Genomic DNA, 19,981 nt, shown 5'->3' on the forward strand with positions numbered 1-19,981 from the left:
ACAGCCAGCCCGTCTTATGCTTGTCGGATGGCTGCTTTTCAATAAGCATATTTTTCTTTATTTATCTGAGCATCATTCTGCTTAAAAAAGTTCTTTTTTGAAAAGCACCGTTCTCCGCTTTTTATCTACTAATAGGATTTTTGTTTTCGTCGTGTGTGAAGCCTTCTCCTAGTACGTCGTGTACGATGGTGACGGAGACGAAGGCGTGCGGGTCGACGGAGGTGATTGCGTTTTTTAGCCTTACGAGCTCGGTTCTTGCTACAACGCAGTATAGGACCTCCCTTTCTGTTCTGGTGAAGGAGCCGTAGCCCTTCAGCATGGTTACCCCGCGATCCATTTCCTTCATGATTTTATCGGCGATTTCATCATTTTTATCTGAGATCACCATAGCGCCTCTTGCTGAATAGGCACCTTCCTGCATGAAGTCGATCACACGTGCTCCAATAAAGACGGCCACCAGGGTGTACATGGCCTGCCGATAATCTAAATAGACAATCAGGGAAAGCGTAATGACTGCTGCGTCAAAAATGAACATGGTTCTCCCGATGCTCCATCCGAAATATCGGTCTGCAATCCGGGCGATGATATCCACTCCCCCTGTTGTACCTCCAAACCGGAAGATGATTCCGAGACCAATTCCGATGAAGCCTCCTGCAAAGAGGGCAGCCAGCATCAGATCATGATTGAGAGGGAACTTTAACTGATAAATCTCAAAGACCTTCAGCCATAAGGAGAGACCAACCGTGCCGATGATGGTATAAATGAAGGTGGTCCTTCCTAAAAATCTCCAGCCTGCAAAGAAGACGGGAATGTTTAATATCAGGTTTGAAATCGATAGATCAATACCAAAAACCTGGTATAGCAAGAGAGTAATGCCCGTAAAACCACCTTCGGCGAGGTGATTCTGCATATTGAAATGCACCAGGCCAAAGGCGAAGATTCCTGAACCAAGCAGGATGAACAAAATATTTTTAATTCTTAATCCAAAAGCCATCTAGGTAAACCCCCACTGTCCATTCAAGATTTCATAGTGCCCATATTATATAAGAATATCAAGTGTCGGGCAACTTGCTGCCTAAGTGAAAGAGTTGTCACAGGGCAAAGTTTTAGCTAACATGTAAGAAGAACGAACGAAGGGTGATAGACAATGGATCAGCATAAAACGGTTAAGGAGCTTCAGCAGGAAGTAGACCGCTACATAAGTCAGTTCAAAGAGGGATATTTCAGCCCTCTTGCCATGATGGCCCGAATGACGGAAGAATTGGGGGAACTGGCAAGGGAAATCAACCATTATTACGGAGAAAAACCAAAAAAGGATACAGAGGACGAGAAGGCTGTTGAAGAAGAACTCGGAGACATCCTTTTCGTGCTTATCTGTTTTGCGAATTCACTCGGCATTGACTTGGAAGAAGCCCATGACCGGGTAATGAATAAATTTAATACGAGAGATAAGAATAGATGGACTCGGATAGGAGAGGAATCAAACGATGAACAAAATTAAGGTAATAGTAGCTGGCCCGCGGGGAAGAATGGGACATGAAGCCGTTAAACTCGTACATAATACAGACCACTTTGAACTCTCAGCTGTGCTTGATACAAAATATAATGGTATGAATTTATCAGAAATCGAAGGATTTACAGGGATTGAGGCTCCAGTATTCACCGATATTGATGAGTGCTTCTCAAGCGCAGAAGCGGATGTATTAATTGATTTAACTACACCTGTGGTCGGAATGAAGCATGCCGTCAAGGCACTGGAATATAATATCCGTCCAGTAGTCGGCACTACAGGCTTCACAAAGAACGACCTGGAAACGCTGGAAAGACTGACGGCAGAGAAAGAACTCGGCTGCATTATCGCTCCTAACTTTGCAATCGGAGCCATTTTAATGATGAAATTTTCACAGATGGCTGCCAAGTATTTTGAGGATGTTGAAATCCTCGAGCTCCATCATGACCAAAAGCTTGATGCTCCTTCAGGAACAGCGGTTAAAACAGCTGAGATGATTTCCAAGGTGCGGAAATATAAAAAGCAGGGACACCATGAAGAAAAAGAAACGATTCCAGGGGCGAGGGGCGCTGACATGGATGGAATGAGGATCCATAGTGTAAGGCTCCCTGGACTGGTGGCACATCAGCAGGTCATGTTCGGGATGGAAGGACAGCAGCTTACAATCCGGCATGATTCCTTTAACAGGGCTTCTTTTATGTCAGGAGTAAAGCTTGCTGTCGAAGAAGCGATGAAAATCAATGTTTTGGTTTATGGGCTGGAAAACATTATAGAATAAGGGGAAAAGATATGAAAATAGCATTGATTGCCCATGATAAGAAAAAGGAAGACATGATCAGGTTTACAACTGCTTATAAAGATATTTTTTCACAGCATGAACTATTCGCTACAGGGACAACAGGACTAAGGATTCAGGAAGAGACCGGACTCAGCATCCACCGCTTCCAATCCGGCCCGCTCGGGGGAGATCAGGAAATTGGCGCGTGTATCGCTAAAAACGAGATGGATCTTGTCCTGTTCTTCAGAGATCCGCTTACAGCCCAGCCGCATGAGCCAGATGTATCTGCTTTAATAAGGCTTTGTGATGTATATGCTGTTCCGCTTGCAACAAATATGGGTACTGCAGAGGTTCTTGTAAAAGGATTAAAGCGGGGCGATATTGAATGGAGAAAAATGGTTTAATAGAGGAGAATGGCTGAAATGACAAATATTGATGTACTGGCATTCGGAGCCCACGCTGACGATGTTGAAATCGGCATGGGTGGAACCATCGCAAAGCTGTCCTCCCAAGGGAAAAATATCGTAATCTGTGATATTACCCATGCTGAGCTTTCGTCAAACGGAAGCGTTGAACTGCGGCTTCAGGAGGCGAAAAATGCGGCTTCCATCCTCGGTGTTTCAAAAAGGGTTACCCTTGATCTGCCAGACAGAGGGTTATACATAACAGAAGAAAATATTGGGAAATTGATTTCTATTATTAGAACATACCGGCCGAAGAGCGTATTTGCCCCCTATTGGGAGGACCGTCATCCAGACCATGGGAACTGCTCCCGGCTTGTTCAAGAGGCCGTGTTCTCTGCGGGTATTAAAAGATATCAGGATCCAGAAGACTTAGTGCCCCACAGGGTATCAAATGTCTTCTTTTATATGATTAACGGCTTTCATACGCCATCATTTGCAGTGGATATCACGGGTCATATCAACGAAAAAATTCAGAGTCTGCAGGCTTACGAGAGCCAGTTCATTAAGACGGGGGAATCCTATGAAACTCCTCTAGTAAATGGGTATATTGAAACGGTGGAGGCCAGGGAAAGGCTGTTTGGAAAGGAAACTGGAGTGGAATACGCTGAAGGGTTTATGTCTAAGAAGCCCATCCTCGTTTCCGCAGAACTATTAGGAGAGTAGAAATGAAATTAAAAATAGGCATTACCTGTTATCCCACGGTCGGGGGTTCAGGTGCCATTGCAACCGAACTCGGAAAGCTTTTGGCTGAAAATGGTCATGAGATTCATTTTATATCCTCGAGTATGCCTTTCAGGCTGAAGAGGAGATATGCGAACATCTTTTACCACCAGGTAGAAGTGAACCAATATTCCGTATTTCAATATCCGCCATACGATTTGGCACTCGCCAGTAAAATGGCAGAAGTAGCAAAGAGGGAGAAGCTTGATATCCTTCATGTTCATTATGCAATCCCGCATGCAGTCTGCGCAATCCTGGCAAAACAGATGGCAGGGACAGATGTGAAAATCGTTACGACCCTGCATGGTACAGACATTACGGTACTTGGCTATGATCCATCACTTACGGAAAGCATTAAATTCGGAATTGAAAAGTCTGATATCGTAACAGCCGTTTCCAATTCTCTTGTCCAGCAGACTCACCAGCTCATCCAGCCGGATAAAGAAATCCAGACTGTCTATAACTTTATCGATGAAAGAATTTATAGGAAAACAGACACGGGCCGCTTAAGGCAGGAATATGGAATTGCAGAAGACGAAAAAGTGGTGATCCATGTTTCCAATTTCCGCGGTGTCAAAAGGGTAGGGGATGTCATCCAGACCTTTCATGGAATCCTGCAGGAGGTTCCGGCCAAGCTTCTCCTGGTAGGGGATGGTCCTGAAATGAGGACTGTCTGCAGGCTTGCAGGAGAGCTTGGGATAGAGGAGCAAATTGTTTTTCTCGGCAAACAGGATAATCTTGAGGAATTATATTCAATCAGTGACCTTGTTCTCCTCCTTTCGCAGAAAGAAAGCTTCGGACTTGTTCTGATTGAGGCGATGGCCTGCGGAGTTCCTGCGATTGGAACCAGGATTGGCGGGATACCGGAAGTGATAGAGGATGGCGTAAATGGTTATCTCTGTGAGGTCGGCGATTATAAGAAGGCGGCAGAGCTTTCGATTAGTCTGCTTGGGGATCCTGCTCTGCATCAAGAATTTTCTAGAGCTGCAATTGCCTCTGTACGTAAGAATTTCAGTGCCGCTGGAATTGTTAAACAGTATGAGGACATGTATGACAAACTTTTGTCAGAATAAGTTTATGAAAGGATATGGCCAATGAATCAGCTTTTTTTGCAGGCTAAGCCCCTGCTGGATACAATTGAGAGGGCAGGATATGAGGCTTATTTTGTTGGAGGCGCAGTACGGGATCATCTCCTGGGCAGGAAGATCAGCGATGTGGATATAGCGACAAGTGCATCCCCTGAAGAAGTGAAAGAAATTTTTAAAAAGACGGTGGATGTGGGCATCGAACATGGCACGATTCTGGTGATTTATCAGGGAATCCCTTACGAGGTGACGACATTCCGTTCGGAAAGCGGCTATACAGATTACCGCAGACCTGCAAAAGTTGAATTCATCCGTTCCTTGACTGAAGATTTACAACGAAGAGACTTTACGATGAATGCCATTGCCATGGATAAGGATTTTACGATTATTGATCCTTACCAGGGCAGGGAAGCCATCCAAAAGGGAATCATTAGGACGGTGGGCGAGGCGAATGACCGTTTTCACGAAGATGCCCTAAGGATGATGAGGGCTGTACGGTTTGTCAGCCAGCTTACTTTTGATATTGAAGAATCCACCTATGCGGGGCTGAGAAAGAACGCATATCTAATGGAGAAAATTGCAGCAGAGAGAATATTGATGGAATTTAATAAACTGCTGTCCGGAAGAAATAAACAAAAAGCCATTAGATTGTTAATGGACTCTGGCCTGTCATCATTTCTTCCCGGTTTTCATGGCAGCCATGAAGCTTTAATAGCCTTCGCTGAACTTGATACAGGCAATCTAACTGATGCGTCTGAAAACTGGGCGCTTCTGCTTTATTTATTCTCACTCAAGGATGAAGACTCTTTTTTGAGAAGCTGGAAAATGTCTGTGAAGGACATCAAAAATATAAAGAGCATAGGATCATATCTTAAAAAGAGACTGAATGCCCCTCTGCGGAAGCTGGAGTTATTCCAGGCAGGAATGCAAACCGCCTTAAGCGCGGAAAAGCTTTTTATGTCTGTTAAAGGAATAAATGAGAGCAGCGGGCTTCAAGAGGTGGAGGAAGCATACCGAAGCCTCCCAATCCGGCATACGAAGGAACTTGCGGTAAATGGGAATGACCTCATGCAGTGGACGGACAGAAACAGCGGACCATGGATCAGGAACGCCCTCGATACAGCTTTGGAACAGGTTCTGGAACAAAAGATAGAAAATGATAAGAATTCTTTGAGGGAGTTGCTTGCAAATTGCAATCTGATTTAAGGAAAAAGTTATTGCAGACCTTCCATGAGGCGGGAGGCAGCTTCGTATCCGGCCAAAACCTGGCAGATTCTCTAGGCTGTTCCAGAACTGCTGTCTGGAAGCACATTGAGGACCTTCGCAAAGATGGCTATGAAATAGAGGCTGTCAGAAAAAAGGGCTATAAAATCAGCAGAAGCCCAGAGAAATTATCCGATAACTCTGTCTTGATGGGCCTTCAGACAGATATAATTGGTAAAAATATTTTATATTTTGAGTCACTGCCTTCTACCCAGAAGAGGGCTCATGACCTCGCTGGAAGCGGTGCAGCAGATGGGACACTTGTGCTGGCAGATGAACAGACCGAAGGGAAAGGCCGCCTGCTCCGAAGCTGGCATTCAGCTAAGGGGAAGGGGATTTGGATGAGCCTGATCATCAAGCCCAATATCCCGATGCAAAAGGCTCCCCAGCTTACGCTGCTGTCTGCAGTTGCCATCGTGCAGGCTATAGAAGAAGTGACACCGTTGTCACCGTCCATCAAGTGGCCGAATGATATCTTGATAAATGGCAAAAAGGTTACAGGAATCCTTACAGAGCTGCAGGCTGAGGCAGACCGCATACATTCTGTGATCATTGGAATCGGAATCAATGTGAACCAGACACTGGATGATTTCCCGGATGAAATCAGGAAGACTGCTTCTTCCCTTTCCATTGAGGCTGCATCCCCCTTTTCCAGGACTATTCTGATCCAGTCGTTTCTCAAGAAATTTGAAGTTTTATACAGGCTGTTCCTGAAGGAAGGCTTCCACCCCATCAAGCTCTTGTGGGAGAGCTATGCTGTAAGCCTGGGCAGGCAGATTAAAGCAACCACTCTTTCAGGCACATTATACGGGCAGGCCATGGGGATTACGAATGAAGGAGTGTTACTGCTGAAAGACGAGCAGGGGGAGATCCATCATATTTATTCAGCTGATATTGAAGTTGGCTGATGAAAAAAATTTAGATATTTACATCATAATTCTGTATAATGTTTTTGGGCGGTATTTCAGAAAGAAAACTGCACCTGCAACCATTTTGATTCACTTTTTAAGAATAGCAAGTCTGCCTTGATCCATGTATGGACTAGGACAGAGGGATAATCAACTGGACTGCTTCAGGATCCTTCTGCGTATAGAAGGATCCTTTTTGTATAAGTGGCTGTATGTAATGGTTTTTAACCTGAATATCGAATTCATTATTCAAAAACAGCCGGTTTGATTCATCTCCTCTATTACAAAGGAGGAAGCTTATGAAATTTTCTGCTCATTTTACCAAAATGAAGGATCAGGGTGAAAAGATCACCATGCTGACTGCTTATGACTATCCTTCTGCAAAAACAGCGGAGGCAGCTGGGGTGGATATGATTTTGGTAGGAGATTCCCTGGGAATGGTAGTATTGGGATACGATTCCACACTCCCTGTCACGGTCGAAGATATGGTGCACCATACAAAGGCTGTCAAACGGGGAGCTCCCGGAACATTTATTGTAACTGACATGCCTTTTATGAGCTATCACGTATCAATGGATGAGACCATGAAAAATGCAGCAAAAATCATGCAGGACGGAGGCTGTGATGCCTTGAAGCTGGAAGGAGCCGGGGATGTATTGGAGAAGATTTCTGCCCTATCAAGGGCAGGTGTCCCAGTGGTATCCCACCTTGGCCTGACTCCCCAATCCGTTGGAGTACTTGGCGGATATAAGGTGCAGGGGAAGGATTTGGAGACTGCCAGACAGCTTTTGGAGGATGCAAAAGCATGTGAGGAGGCTGGCGCGGTTTCTCTGGTCCTTGAATGTGTTCCATACCAGCTGGCACAGCTGATCACAGAGTCTCTATCCATTCCCGTAATAGGTATTGGAGCGGGGATGCATACCGATGGACAGGTATTGGTTTATCATGATGTAATCACCTTTGGAGTAGACCGCCTGCCAAAATTTGCGAAAGCTTACATGAATGCCGGAGAATCCATTAAAGAAGCGCTGAGTCAATTTCTCAGGGATGTAAAGGAAGGATCCTTCCCCGAATTAAGCCATTCTTTCACAATGGCCGATGAAGAAGTCGAGGCGCTGTATGGAGGAAGAAAATGAAAACGATATCGGACATAACAACATTGAAATCCGTCCTGCAAGAGGATAGAAGAGGCGGAGCATCAATCGGTTTTGTGCCTACCATGGGCTATTTGCATGAAGGGCATCAATCCCTCATGGAACAGGCAAGAAAAGATAATGAGATTGTCGTATTAAGTGTATTTGTTAATCCGCTTCAGTTTGGTCCAAATGAAGACTTTGAGACTTATCCGAGAGATATCGAACGTGATGAGAAAGTGGCTCGGGCAGCAGGAGTGGATTATATTTTCTATCCTTCCGTAGAGGAAATGTATCCTAAGAAGCCTTCCATTTCATTTCATGTCCATGAGAGGGCAGGGGTCCTTTGCGGAACACAAAGACCCGGGCATTTCGACGGAGTGGCAGCGGTCCTTACCAAATTATTCAATATCGTTCAGCCTGACCGTGCTTATTTCGGCCTCAAGGATGCCCAGCAGGTGGCCGTCATAGAGAGCCTTGTGGAAGACTTTAATATCCCTGTGGAAATTGTGCCTGTTAAAACCATAAGAGAACAAGACGGGCTCGCAAAAAGCTCCCGGAATGTATACTTATCGGAAAAGGAAAGGGATGAGGCTCCTGCCATATTCAGAAGCTTGGAGAAAGCTGAAAAAGCGATTTCTGAAGGAGAAAGGGAGGCAGCTGCCATCAGGGATATAATTATTTCTGAGATTGAGTCCAATTCAGGCGGCATAATCGATTATATTGAAGTTCTGTCTTATCCGGACCTCCAGCCTCTTAAAGAAATCAAAGGCCGCATCATTATGGCTGCAGCTGTAAAATTCAGCAGGGCTAGGCTTATTGATAATAAGATTTTGACGGTTTAACATTTTTTTGAAAAGAAAAGGGGAAAACTCCATGTACCGGACTATGATGAATTCAAAAATCCATCGTGCAACTGTTACGGAAGCAAACTTGAATTATGTCGGAAGTATCACCATAGATGAGGACATCCTGGATGCTGTCGGGATGCTGGCCAATGAAAAGGTGCATATCGTGAACAATAATAATGGTGCGCGCCTTGAAACCTATATTATACCGGGCCCAAGGAACAGCGGCGTGATCTGCCTCAATGGGGCTGCAGCCCGTCTGGTACAGCCTGGGGATATTGTCATTATTATCTCGTATGCCATGATTGCGGAGGAAAAATTAAAGGGCCATAGCCCTCGTGTAGCCATAATGGATGAAAATAACCGCATCAAAGAAATGATCGGGCAAGAACCTGCAGCAACCGTTCTATAGGGGGAGAAGCCGGCCCGGGATCCGTTCCCGAGCCGGCTTTTCTATATCCATTCATTTTCTTTTTAATTGGTTGTATGGTATAAAAAAAGAGGATATTCTTTTTGCCAGGGGCAGAAATAAGAAAGAAATGTATTTTTTAAATCATTGAGGCTTCACAATGATTTCTGAGGTGTTAATAAATGAAACAGCGATATGCAGTCGTGGATCTCGAAACAACCGGGCATTCACCCAAAAAAGGCGACTCCATTATTCAATTTGCCTGTGTAGTAATAGAAGAGGATACAATTATTGATCAATATTCCACATACATACGGCCATCAGGACCGATACCGCCATTTATAGAAGAATTGACTGGAATAAGTGATGAAATGGTAAAGGATGCACCCCCATTCAGTGAGGTAGCTGAGAAGATTAACTCTCTTCTTGCCGGTGCTGTTTTTGTGGCACATAATGTCCTTTTTGATTTGTCCTTTTTACAGGAGGAATTAACAGCTGCAGGCTTCGAAGGATTTTACGGCTCTACCATAGATACGGTTGAGCTTGCCAAGATTCTGCTTCCTTCCTCTGACAGCTTTAAGCTGTCCAGCCTCTCCAGGGAAGAAGGGCTCAGCCATGAGAGGCCGCATCAGGCAGACAGTGATGCTTATGTAACCGCCATGCTGTTCTTGCGGCTTAAAGAAAAAATGGGCCGTCTGCCGGCAGTTACATTAAAGCAGTTATTCCGGCTGTCATTCTCGCTGAAAAGTGAAATATCAGATATGATCGGATTATTTATGGAGGAAAAAGCTAAGAAGGCGCTTGAGCCGCTGGATGGCTTGGAGATCTTCAGGGGGATCGCTATAAAAGTTCCTTCTGAACAAAAAAAGAGAACCCAGGAACAAGATGGGGACTATGATTACAGCTTCGAGTCAAGGTTCAGCAGGATTCAAAAGGCAATTCCCCTTGCAGAGAAAAGGCTGGGACAGCTGCAAATGATGGATCGCGTATACGAGGCTCTCAGGGGAAATAAATGCTTAATTGCTGAAGCAGGTACAGGTATTGGGAAATCACTTGGCTATTTATATCCAGCGTCTTATTACACGCACAGCAGTAAAAAGAAGGTGATCATCAGCACGTATACCCGCCATCTGCAGGACCAGCTATTAGAGAAGGAAATACCCGCACTGAACAGGATCCTGCCTTTTGGGATCCGGGTGAATACATTAAAAGGAAGAAACAATTATCTGAGTCTGGCCAGGTTTGAACGCGTTTTACGGCAGAAGGACGATAATTATGATACGTCCCTGACAAAGATGCAGATCCTGGTGTGGCTGACCCAGACAAATACCGGGGATAAAGAAGAGCTCCACCTGTCAAGCGGGGGAGAAGGATTCTGGGATAAACTCCAGACAACGGGCGATCTTCCTGCCAAGCTGCAGGAGCCCTGGCAGGAAAGGGACTTCTTTGAACGCGCCAGGGAGGCTGCCGCTCAAGCAGATATGATCATTACCAATCATTCCTACCTGATTCAGGATCAAAGGCAAAAACAGCCCATACTGCCCAGAAACGCAGCACTGATTCTTGATGAAGCACACCATCTGCCTGGCGCATACAGCAAAACAGCAGGAATCCAGATCAGTTATCTGGCAATCAGGACACTGATTAACCGCTTGGGACTTTACAGTCAAAAAATGATCCTTTACCGTCTTGAAAAGACGATCCGGGAAAAAGAATGGAGTGTTCGTACTTCACTGGGAGAAGCCGAACGTCATATTCATGATTTTCTCTACGAGACGGATCAATTGTTCCACTTTCTCTCGAGGCCGTCAAAAGGAGCCCAAGGGCAGAAAAATACAATCATTCGTTATGATGCAAATGGAGAATCAAGGGAACAGAAGGCAGTCAGGATGTCTGCGGAAAGAGCAGTTGATTTTTTGCAGCGTTCTATATCTGCTGCAGAAGAAAGGCTTCAGCTATTAGAGGAAAGAGAGGAATTCCTGGGTAAAAGCCATCTGTATTATGTATCGGAAGCAAGAAATGTACTGAATGAAATGAAGGAACTGAAAAACAATCTGAGAGAATTCTTCCTAATGAACAATCCGTATTCCGTTTATTGGACGGAGGCTTCGAGAAGCGGACATAATGTTTCCATTATGCTCTGCTCGCAGCCAGTAACACCTCGGGTAACTTTATGGGACTCTTATCTTTCAAAATTTTCTTCTGTTATTTTCACTTCCGCAACACTGGAAATAAAAGGTACTTTTTCATTTTTTTCTGAGCAGCTTGGCATTCCTGTTGATGTTGACACTGCGGTTTATCCTTCACCCTTTAATTATAAGGAAAAAGTGAAAGTCATCATTCCATCTTCAATGCCTGATATCAGCAAAACTCCGATCGATTTGTATGCTGAAGAAGTTGCCCGCCATATCAGGGTGGCTGCCGAAGGGTCCCGTGGAAGGATGCTGGTTTTATTTACATCAAAAGAGCTTCTTAAACTGACCCATGAACAACTTAAGAAGGAGGAAGCTCTTGCCGAGTATACACTCTTAGCCCAGGGAATTACGGGAGGAAGCAAATGGAAGCTTTTAAAAAGTTTCCAGGGCTTCGAAAAGGGAATACTTCTAGGAAATTCGAGCTTCTGGGACGGAGTGGATATTCCAGGGGATGCATTATCCTGCCTGGTCATTGTCCGCCTTCCTTTTGCCTCGCCTGACGATGTGGTAAATGCCGCAATGGGTAAGTATCTGACCGACCAAGGAAGAAAGCCTTTTTCTGACTTTTCTCTCCCGCAGGCCATATTAAGATTTAAGCAGGGCTTTGGCAGACTGATCCGATCAGAAAGTGATAAAGGTGTATTGATTATCATGGACAGGAGGATCCTTACGGCATCTTATGGACGGGCCTTTTTAGAGGCGGTCCCCCCGGTATACTTGGAAGAGGCATCTATTGGGGAGCTGGGACAATCCGTCAGAAAATGGCTTGATTAAGGCCAAAAAAGCAGCATAAAGCTGCTTTTTAAGGTGAGTGTTGAGGACTAGAATGTTTTTTAATGTATTGATGCCATAGTTGAGGTATACCTGATATAATGTTTAGTGAATCTTACTTGTAATCATAGTATGCCTCCCGAGGGGCAGGATTATGTTGCAGAAATAATGTGGAATGCTGGAGGAAATTGACATGGAAAGCAAAATTGAAGTCATATCAACGGTGAGAGTACAAAGTACTCCTGATTTATATAAAATAGTTGATGCTTTAAACCGGACTCTTAAAGAAAATGATCTTATGTTCGGACTGGCCTTGGATCCAGAGAATAAAGAAAAAGCGGTATTTACAATTTACCGTACATAATGAAAGAGTGGCAGAAGAATGAAAAAATGGATAATCCTTGTTATTCTATTTTTAGTAATAGCAGCCGCTGCAGGAGGCGCTGTTTACTCAAAAGCCGTTCAGCCCAAAAAAACCGCCTACCATAAAGCGGAAGTGGCTGCGAAGGATCATGGATTGAAGGCTGTAGACAGTTTTTATCTTTATTATGGGACTAGTACGTATTATATTGCTTCAGGCAAAGACAGCAAGGGCGTCAAAAGGATTCTTTGGATTCCCGAAAAAGGGAAAAGAGTCGTTGAGCAGAAGGATTCAGCAGGCGTGTCAAAGGAATCCATCATCAGCAAAGTGAATAAAGAGCTTCATCCAGATGACATTTTGTCTGTTAAACTTGGCATGGAGAACAATGTTCCCCTGTGGGAAGTAGTATATAAGAGCGGGTCCAGCCGGCTGAATTATGAATACTTTGACTTTAACACAGGGGATTGGCTTAAATATTATAGAAGCATTTAATGGGAGGAATTGGCGTGAAGCTAGCAAAAAGAGTGGAAGCATTAACACCATCGACTACACTGGCCATTACAGCTAAAGCAAAGGAAATGAAGGATCAGGGAATCGATGTGATCGGCCTTGGAGCAGGTGAGCCGGATTTTAATACCCCAAAGCATATAATTGAAGCCGCAGAGAAATCCATGTGGGAAGGGCATACGAAATATACTCCTTCTGCAGGACTTCCTATATTAAAAAAAGCGATTGCAGACAAATTAAAAAAAGACCAGGGTCTTGATTATGGATTGTCTCAAATTATGGTCGCTTCCGGAGCAAAGCATGCTCTGTATACTCTGTTTCAGGCGATACTTGATCAAGGGGATGAAGTCATCATCCCGATCCCTTATTGGGTGAGCTATCCTGAACAAGTGAAGCTTGCAGGCGGAGTGCCTGTTTATATCAATGGCAGAGAAGAAAATAGCTTTAAAATAACGGTGGAACAGCTGAAAGAGGCTGTAACGCCAAAAACAAAAGCCTTGATCATTAATTCCCCGAGCAACCCGACAGGAATGATTTACACAAGTGAAGAGCTGCGTGCACTGGGTGAGATATGCCTGGAGCATGATATTTTAATCATTTCGGATGAGATTTATGAGAAGCTCGTATATGGGGATCATGTCCATGTTTCCATCGCTGAGCTTTCAGAGCCTTTAAAGGAAAACACCATTATCATTAATGGTGTATCCAAATCTCACTCCATGACAGGATGGAGAATTGGATATGCCGCCGGCAGCAAGGAAATTATTTCAGCCATGACAAATCTGGCAAGTCATAGTACTTCGAATCCTACTACTACAGCCCAATATGGGGCCATCGCGGCTTATGAAGGCCCGCAGGATGCTGTGGCAGAAATGAGGGACGCTTTTGAAGGGCGCCTAAACACCATTTATACAAAGCTGGTCTCTATACCAGGGATCTCCTGCATAAAGCCACAGGGAGCGTTTTATCTCTATCCGAACGTGAAAAAGGCAGCTGAACTGACAGGTCTGAAAGACGCAGATGAATTTGCGAAGGCTTTGCTTGAAGAAGCGAGGGTCGCTGTAATCCCGGGTTCTGGATTCGGTTCTCCTGATAATATCCGGCTATCCTATGCCACGTCCATGGAACAGCTGGAAAAAGCAGTAGAACGGATTTCGGAGTTTGTTTCCAGCAGGCAGAATTAAGAGTAGTAATGAATCAAATAAGGCAAAAAGCGGCATTTTTCGCCGCTTTTTTTTATCGTATTTTTTGTGAAATATTGACAGGAATAAGTGAGAGCAGCGATGAATGTTCACCAGGATGATCGTTTATAGCAAAAAGATCTCTGCAATCGAATACAGAAAATATGTAAATTTTACCCTGAGTATTTTTCTCATTTCGACATTTTATTCATGGTATACTATTGTAGAGGTGTCATATATGGTAAAAGATCAATTTCTAGCTTGGATGAAGGAAGGCAGTATTTCCATTCCTTCTTTTCTTTTGTCTCATTATAAGGAAATGGGATTAAATGAATATGAATTTATGATTTTGCTTCAGATACAGCTTTTTATAGAAAAGGGAAATGGATTTCCCACGCCCGATGAAATTTCCGGAAGGATGACTTTGGACATCACGGATTGTTCAAGTCATTTGAGAAGGCTGATTCAAAAAGGCTATCTTGAAATACAAGAAGAATACACAGCGGATTCAATTTTGTTTGAACGCTATTCTTTAGACCCGCTGAATGAAAAGATTGTACAGCATTTTATAAAGGTGCAGAACCAGCCGCAGGTTCCTGCTGAAACAGAAGAAAGTCTTTATACCATTTTTGAGAAAGAGTTCGGAAGGCCGCTCTCGCCATTTGAATGTGAGACGCTTGCGATGTGGATGGAAGATGACCATCACTCAACTATGATCAAGGCAGCGCTTAAAGAAGCCGTCATTTCGGGAAAGCTGAATTTTCGATACATAGATCGAATTTTGTTTGAATGGAAGAGAAACGGCATTATGACACCCGATCAGGCTAAGACTCACGGCCAGAAATTCCGGATGAATAAAAGGGAAAGAAAGCAGGAAGTACAGACTGCCAGCAAGAATGTTCCTTTCTTTAATTGGCTGGAGCAGTAAAATACGTTTACAATGCAAGTGCAAGGAGCTTAGAGTATGCTAAATCAAACACAGATTAATTATTGTTTAGATAAAATAGGGGAGATGTTTCCTGATGCGCATTGCGAATTGAATCACTCCAACCCCTTTGAGCTGGTAATTGCTGTTGCACTGTCAGCTCAATGTACCGATGCATTGGTAAATAGAGTAACGAAAAGCTTATTTCTAAAATATAAAGAGCCCGAGGATTATCTGAATGTTCCCTTGGAAGAACTGGAAGGGGATATTAAATCCATCGGGTTATATCGGAATAAGGCCAAAAACATCCAAAAGCTGTGCCGGATGCTGATTGATGAATATGGTGGCATACTGCCGGCAGACAGGGATGAACTGACTAAATTTCCGGGTGTTGGCAGAAAAACAGCCAATGTCGTTGTTTCAGTTGCATTTGGAGTTCCGGCCATCGCTGTGGATACACATGTAGAACGTGTCAGCAAACGCCTTGGAATCTGCAGGTGGAAGGACAGTGTATTGGAAGTGGAGCAGACCCTCATGAGAAGGGTGCCTAAAGAAAAGTGGTCAGATACACATCATAAGCTGATCTTTTTCGGCCGCTACCATTGCAAAGCACAGTCGCCTCAATGCGAAATCTGCCCGCTTCTTGATCTGTGCCGAGAAGGGAAGAAAAGAATGAAAAGGGTAAAGGGGTATTGAATGCCATGAAATTCACTACCCCTGTTTTTTTGACGAACCAAACTTTGAAGGAACAGCATCTGGACCTTCTACCCGATCAAATGGACCGATGGAATCCTGCTCTCCTTGATTTCTTCTATTTTCCGTATGAAAGCTGTTTCTACAGCGGCATCAATTGTTTTCAGCCCTGGAGAGATTTCACGGTCATTCACGATGTACTTTTTCTCTGGAAGGAACAAAAAAGCGGCCTTTCGGATCTTTTTAGGCAAAGAAACCGAAGGGAAGCACTTCCCCTGATGAAAAAAGGCATAGCGCTTTACGTATCTGCTTTTTTTTGGCTGAATAACAGCCCTGTCCATCTCTTTAAATGGAAGGATAAAGCAGGGGGATTTGAAAGGATTCCGATGAATGGTATGGAACGTCTGGAATTTGTACTACATACACCTGGACATTATCAGTCATTAGCACAACTTTCAGAATTATTTACTGAGCTGGAAAAAATATTATTTAAACACATGGCTATAAAAAAAGCATCAAGGATGCTTTGATTCTGCAGACAGACTTGGTACAGCTGGGTCTGCCTGCAGTTTTTTTATTCCCGGCCGCCAAACCAGGGATGGTTACACGATATGGATGACACAGAATTCTTTGGTTTTTAAAGCAATAAAAAAACGTCTAAGCCCATTGCTTAGACGTTTTTTTTATCAGCGGTTCGGCCTTCCCGGGGAAGGACTGGTGCCGCCTGTTCCATTGCCTGTTCCGTTTGTGGTTCCATTTGTCGTACCATTCGTGGAGCCAGTTCCGTCTGTTGAACCGCCTGAGGTTGTTCCTCCATTGCTGGTTCCATTGCTGGTTCCATTGCTGGTTCCATTGCTGGTTCCATTGTTGGTTCCATTGCTGGTTCCATTATTGGTTCCATTATTGGTTCCATTGTTTGTTCCGTTATTGGTTCCATTATCTGTACCGTTTCCGCCGCCGTCCGGAGTTGTGCCGGTATCATTTCCATTCCTATTATCCTGTCCAGGAGTAGTGCCTCCCTGATTCGGATTCTGGGTGTTGCCTTCCTGATTGTCCGGAACTCCATTGCCATTCTTGTCTGTTTGATCTTGGTTCTGGTTATCGTTGGCAGAGTTAGAATTATCACCAGGATTATTTCCGCTATTTGGATCCTGAGCTGGTTGAGTTTCTTCCTTTGGTATTTCAATGAGCGTTGAATCAGAATCGCTTCTGCTGCCGTTTACAATCGCAGTGACGGTGAACGTATACTTTCCGCCAGGCTGAGGATTCTGTACCTTTAATTCTTTTGCTTTGGTTACTTTAAGCACCTGATCTGATCCGCTATCCTGAGAAACTTTGACTTCAAAATCTGGGTTTTGATTTTGGTCATCGCTGTAATCCCATGATAGGGATATTTGTTTAGAACCTGGATCATACGACGCCTTCAAGTTCTGCGGCCCTTTTGGTTTTTCATAGTCCCTGGATACTTCTGTAGGCTGATGGCCTCTTACGAAATATTCATAAGATACCTTGCTCTCAGGAGTATATTCGCTCGCGAGTCTTGGAGGGTTCGATCCCTTTTCTATTTTGACTTCTACTACACTTTTCGGTTTCTTGAAATCTGATGTGTTTTTCTTTTCACTCATATAGCCCATGAGGTCCTTAAACATCTTTTGGGCAATCTTCTGATATCCGTAGTCTTCTGGAATATATTTTTTTCCGTCTCCATATCCAGTCCAGACTGCCGCTGTGTAATTGGTGGTATAGCCTGCAAACCAGGCATCAGGGACTGCCGATGATGGAATATTATATTTTTCCCTTGTATCTTTATCAAAGTTGGTCGTTCCGGATTTACCTGCGAGGGGAAGTCCCGGGACATTTGCTGTCTGGCCAGTTCCGTAAGAGTCCTTCACAACGCTTTTCAGCATATCTGTGACGATGAACGCAGTGCTGTCCTTCATGGCAACCTGCGGCTCAGGAGCTGTTTTAATCACAGTGTTATTTTCCCTGAGTACAATTTTGGTTACAGCATGAGGCTTGTTATATATACCATTATTTCCGAATGCACTGTATGCGCCTGAAAGCTGAAGCGGTGATATACCAGGATTGATGCCGCCAATTGAGGCACTTTCAAAGAATTTATCTTTATCCAGATTAAGTCCAAGCTTATCCGCGAAATCAAAGGCTTTTTCCGAACCAACCGCCTGGAACGTTTTTAAGGCTGGTATATTCAGAGAACGGGCCAGGGCTTCGCGAATGGTCATCTGGCCATAATTTCTTCCATTGAAGTTCTTGATGGGTGTTCCGCTTGAATACTTATACGGTTCATCCACGATCTGCTCATAAGTGGACCAATTCAAATTCTCCACTGCCGGTCCATAGTCTACGATAGGCTTGATGGTAGAACCAGGCTGCCTTTTTATATCGGTCGCATAGTTAAAGGTACGGCTGCCCTTAATGTTTCTTCCGCCGCCAATGGCCCTGATTTCCCCGGTTTTAGTATCAAGAAGGGAAATACCGGCCTGGAAATCCTTATCCGGGAAGTTAAACTTATCGGATGACTCCATATCGTACACATGCTTTTGTGCGTCACGGTCCATGGTTGTATAAATATCCAGTCCATCAGAGAACACATTGTAATCCCCTGATGCCTCAACTTCATTTATTACTGTATCTATGAATGCATTATAAGCTACTGTACTCTTTTGACTTTTCTCAGTCTTGACCAGCAGTCTTTTTACAGAGGTTTTTTCAGCGGCTGCCATTTGTTCCTTTGTTATATAACCATGCTTGTTCATAAGCTTAAGCACGATATTTCTGCGCTTTTCAGCCAATTGCGGGTGCTGGAACGGGGAGTATGCGCTTGGGCTCTGCGGCAGACCGACAAGAGTGGCTACTTCAGGGAGCTTCAGATCCTTTAGAGGCTTATCAAAATAGGCCTTTGAAGCTGTTTCAACCCCATATGCACCAGCACCGTAATAAATTTTATTTACATACATTTCAAAGATTTGTTTCTTTGTATACTTTCTTTCAAGCTGAAAGGCCAGCCACATTTCCTGAACTTTACGCTTAATGGTTTTATCTGGTGACAGGAACGATCTTTTTACCAGCTGCTGGGTAATTGTGCTTCCGCCCTGTGAGCCAAATCCTTGAGTAAAGTTGGCAAATACTGCACCGGCAAGACGTTTGATATCTACACCATGATGCTGATAGAATCTTGCGTCCTCTGTAGCAAGAGTTGCTTCTTCAACCAAAGGCGGTATTTCATCATACGGGATATATTCTCTATCTGTTTGTTTTCCAAGTTCTGTGATTAGATGTCCATCCTTATCGAATATCTTGGATGATACTGGATCCTTAAGCATTCCTTCGCTTAGCTTGGGAGCGGTGCTGACAAAATACGCAAATGCAGCCCCTCCAAGAACCATCCCGGCGATACCGAGTGCTACAAGCAAAAGGAATATTCGCTTGAACAGTCCGCGTTTTTTGGCTTGTCCTTTTCCTTTTCCATTTTTATTCGGTTTCGCCTGATTCTGCTTTCGGCGCTCTTCACGAGTTGTATAATTTTGAGCCATTAATAGCTACCTGCCTTTCTAAATACCCGAGCTAAAAAAGTGTGCATATAGCTGTTCTATTACCTTAATATAGTCAATCCTTGGCTGAAAACCAAGAGGAATCTTTTGAGAACATGCTTCCACTTCTGCTTTTGTTATAGACTTTCTTCCGCCCTCACTCATTCTTTCCCAAAAAGAAATCAAATTCTCCGCTTTCATGAGATAGATTTCCTCAGTTGCTGTAAAACGCAGAATAATGAAAGAGATGGCCCCTTGTTTAAGGATGCCTTTCATATGCTCGATCTGATGAGTGTGAAAGTTCTTTAGGGGGAAGGAAGAAGGATTCTGCGTTTCCTTTGCTTCAAAATCTAAATGCCTGCCTCTGTACACTCCGTTGTAATCCGTAGTTGAGGCCTGCTTAAAGTAAGCTTCCTTGATAACGGCAGCGCTTCGTTTAGGATAGTGAACATTTACAATTTGGACTGGCGTAGGTTTTTTGTGGACCACCGCTGTTCCGTTGGCTAAATAGTATTCATTCGATGCATTGATATCATCTTCTAAAGTCATTCCCCTATTGCTGAAATTCATCTTCTTTACCGGTCTTGCAGCTTGTTCCAGAGGCTTTGAAATAAACCTCCGGCCATTAGGATAATGAAATGCCAATACATCCCCTCCTTAACTACCTATAATATAATAC

Annotated in this window: 20 protein-coding genes; 17 read left to right on the forward strand and 3 right to left on the reverse strand. The window is 44.0% G+C overall.

From position 1 onward, the window contains the following. Positions 1–121: 121 nt before the first annotated feature. Complete coding sequence (locus H539_RS0119040) at positions 122–994, reverse strand: YitT family protein (protein ID WP_026694842.1); 873 nt, start codon at positions 992–994, stop codon at positions 122–124. Between the two features lie 153 nt (positions 995–1,147). Here H539_RS0119040 and H539_RS0119045 point away from each other — a divergent pair, with 153 nt between their 5' ends. From H539_RS0119045 to H539_RS32620, 17 genes are all read left to right on the forward strand, one after another. Continuing rightward, positions 1,148–1,501, forward strand: coding sequence for a nucleotide pyrophosphohydrolase (locus H539_RS0119045; protein ID WP_026694843.1), 354 nt, complete (start codon positions 1,148–1,150; stop codon positions 1,499–1,501). Further along, on the forward strand, positions 1,488–2,288 hold the full coding sequence (dapB, locus tag H539_RS0119050) for a 4-hydroxy-tetrahydrodipicolinate reductase (protein ID WP_026694844.1): 801 nt from the start codon (positions 1,488–1,490) through the stop codon (positions 2,286–2,288). The genes H539_RS0119045 and dapB overlap by 14 nt, the downstream gene beginning before the upstream one ends. A gap of 11 nt (positions 2,289–2,299) precedes the next feature. After that, positions 2,300–2,692 (forward strand): methylglyoxal synthase, encoded by a 393-nt coding sequence (gene mgsA / locus H539_RS0119055; RefSeq protein WP_026694845.1) that lies wholly within the window; start codon positions 2,300–2,302, stop codon positions 2,690–2,692. A gap of 18 nt (positions 2,693–2,710) precedes the next feature. Next, complete coding sequence (gene bshB1 / locus H539_RS0119060; RefSeq protein WP_155890147.1) at positions 2,711–3,415, forward strand: bacillithiol biosynthesis deacetylase BshB1; 705 nt, start codon at positions 2,711–2,713, stop codon at positions 3,413–3,415. 2 nt (positions 3,416–3,417) lie between these two features. Beyond that, on the forward strand, positions 3,418–4,545 hold the full coding sequence (gene bshA, locus H539_RS0119065) for an N-acetyl-alpha-D-glucosaminyl L-malate synthase BshA (protein WP_026694847.1): 1,128 nt from the start codon (positions 3,418–3,420) through the stop codon (positions 4,543–4,545). A gap of 21 nt (positions 4,546–4,566) precedes the next feature. Next, positions 4,567–5,763, forward strand: coding sequence for a CCA tRNA nucleotidyltransferase (locus H539_RS0119070; RefSeq protein ID WP_026694848.1), 1,197 nt, complete (start codon positions 4,567–4,569; stop codon positions 5,761–5,763). Further along, positions 5,748–6,728 (forward strand): biotin--[acetyl-CoA-carboxylase] ligase, encoded by a 981-nt coding sequence (locus tag H539_RS0119075; RefSeq protein WP_026694849.1) that lies wholly within the window; start codon positions 5,748–5,750, stop codon positions 6,726–6,728. Before H539_RS0119070 ends, H539_RS0119075 begins: the two co-directional genes overlap by 16 nt. Before the next feature lie 299 nt (positions 6,729–7,027). Continuing rightward, the gene (gene panB, locus H539_RS0119090) at positions 7,028–7,864 is read left to right on the forward strand and encodes a 3-methyl-2-oxobutanoate hydroxymethyltransferase (RefSeq protein ID WP_026694850.1); all 837 of its coding nucleotides are present in this window, start codon (positions 7,028–7,030) and stop codon (positions 7,862–7,864) included. Beyond that, positions 7,861–8,706 (forward strand): pantoate--beta-alanine ligase, encoded by an 846-nt coding sequence (panC, locus tag H539_RS0119095; protein ID WP_026694851.1) that lies wholly within the window; start codon positions 7,861–7,863, stop codon positions 8,704–8,706. Before panB ends, panC begins: the two co-directional genes overlap by 4 nt. Before the next feature lie 31 nt (positions 8,707–8,737). Continuing rightward, complete coding sequence (panD, locus tag H539_RS0119100) at positions 8,738–9,121, forward strand: aspartate 1-decarboxylase (protein WP_026694852.1); 384 nt, start codon at positions 8,738–8,740, stop codon at positions 9,119–9,121. A gap of 179 nt (positions 9,122–9,300) precedes the next feature. Further along, positions 9,301–12,087, forward strand: coding sequence for an ATP-dependent DNA helicase DinG (gene dinG / locus H539_RS0119105; protein WP_026694853.1), 2,787 nt, complete (start codon positions 9,301–9,303; stop codon positions 12,085–12,087). Positions 12,088–12,277: 190 nt separating this feature from the next. After that, entirely contained in the window at positions 12,278–12,448 is a 171-nt protein-coding gene (locus H539_RS30980) for a YpmA family protein (RefSeq protein WP_081415954.1), read from the forward strand. An 18-nt stretch (positions 12,449–12,466) separates the two neighbouring features. Further along, entirely contained in the window at positions 12,467–12,937 is a 471-nt protein-coding gene (locus tag H539_RS0119115; protein ID WP_026694854.1) for a cell wall elongation regulator TseB-like domain-containing protein, read from the forward strand. Between the two features lie 14 nt (positions 12,938–12,951). Then, positions 12,952–14,136, forward strand: coding sequence for a pyridoxal phosphate-dependent aminotransferase (locus H539_RS0119120; RefSeq protein WP_026694855.1), 1,185 nt, complete (start codon positions 12,952–12,954; stop codon positions 14,134–14,136). A 235-nt stretch (positions 14,137–14,371) separates the two neighbouring features. After that, positions 14,372–15,061, forward strand: a complete 690-nt coding sequence (locus H539_RS0119125) for a DnaD domain-containing protein (protein WP_026694856.1) — start codon at positions 14,372–14,374, stop codon at positions 15,059–15,061. A 36-nt stretch (positions 15,062–15,097) separates the two neighbouring features. Next, positions 15,098–15,754: an endonuclease III gene (nth, locus tag H539_RS0119130; RefSeq protein WP_026694857.1), complete on the forward strand. Its 657-nt coding sequence runs from the start codon at positions 15,098–15,100 to the stop codon at positions 15,752–15,754. 5 nt (positions 15,755–15,759) lie between these two features. Beyond that, positions 15,760–16,281: a YpoC family protein gene (locus H539_RS32620; RefSeq protein ID WP_155890149.1), complete on the forward strand. Its 522-nt coding sequence runs from the start codon at positions 15,760–15,762 to the stop codon at positions 16,279–16,281. A gap of 156 nt (positions 16,282–16,437) precedes the next feature. Here the strand turns inward: H539_RS32620 and H539_RS0119140 are convergent, their stop codons facing one another. Together H539_RS0119140 and recU are read right to left on the reverse strand one after the other, a co-directional pair. Beyond that, positions 16,438–19,305 carry a penicillin-binding protein 1A gene (locus tag H539_RS0119140; RefSeq protein WP_026694858.1) on the reverse strand — a complete coding sequence of 956 codons (2,868 nt, stop codon included), beginning with the start codon at positions 19,303–19,305 and terminating at the stop codon, positions 16,438–16,440. Between the two features lie 18 nt (positions 19,306–19,323). After that, positions 19,324–19,947 carry a Holliday junction resolvase RecU gene (gene recU / locus H539_RS0119145; RefSeq protein WP_026694859.1) on the reverse strand — a complete coding sequence of 208 codons (624 nt, stop codon included), beginning with the start codon at positions 19,945–19,947 and terminating at the stop codon, positions 19,324–19,326. Between the last annotated feature and the right edge of the window lie 34 nt (positions 19,948–19,981).

It is taken from the genome of Peribacillus kribbensis DSM 17871, assembly GCF_000430765.1.
Taxonomy (GTDB): domain Bacteria; phylum Bacillota; class Bacilli; order Bacillales; family DSM-1321; genus Paraperibacillus; species Paraperibacillus kribbensis.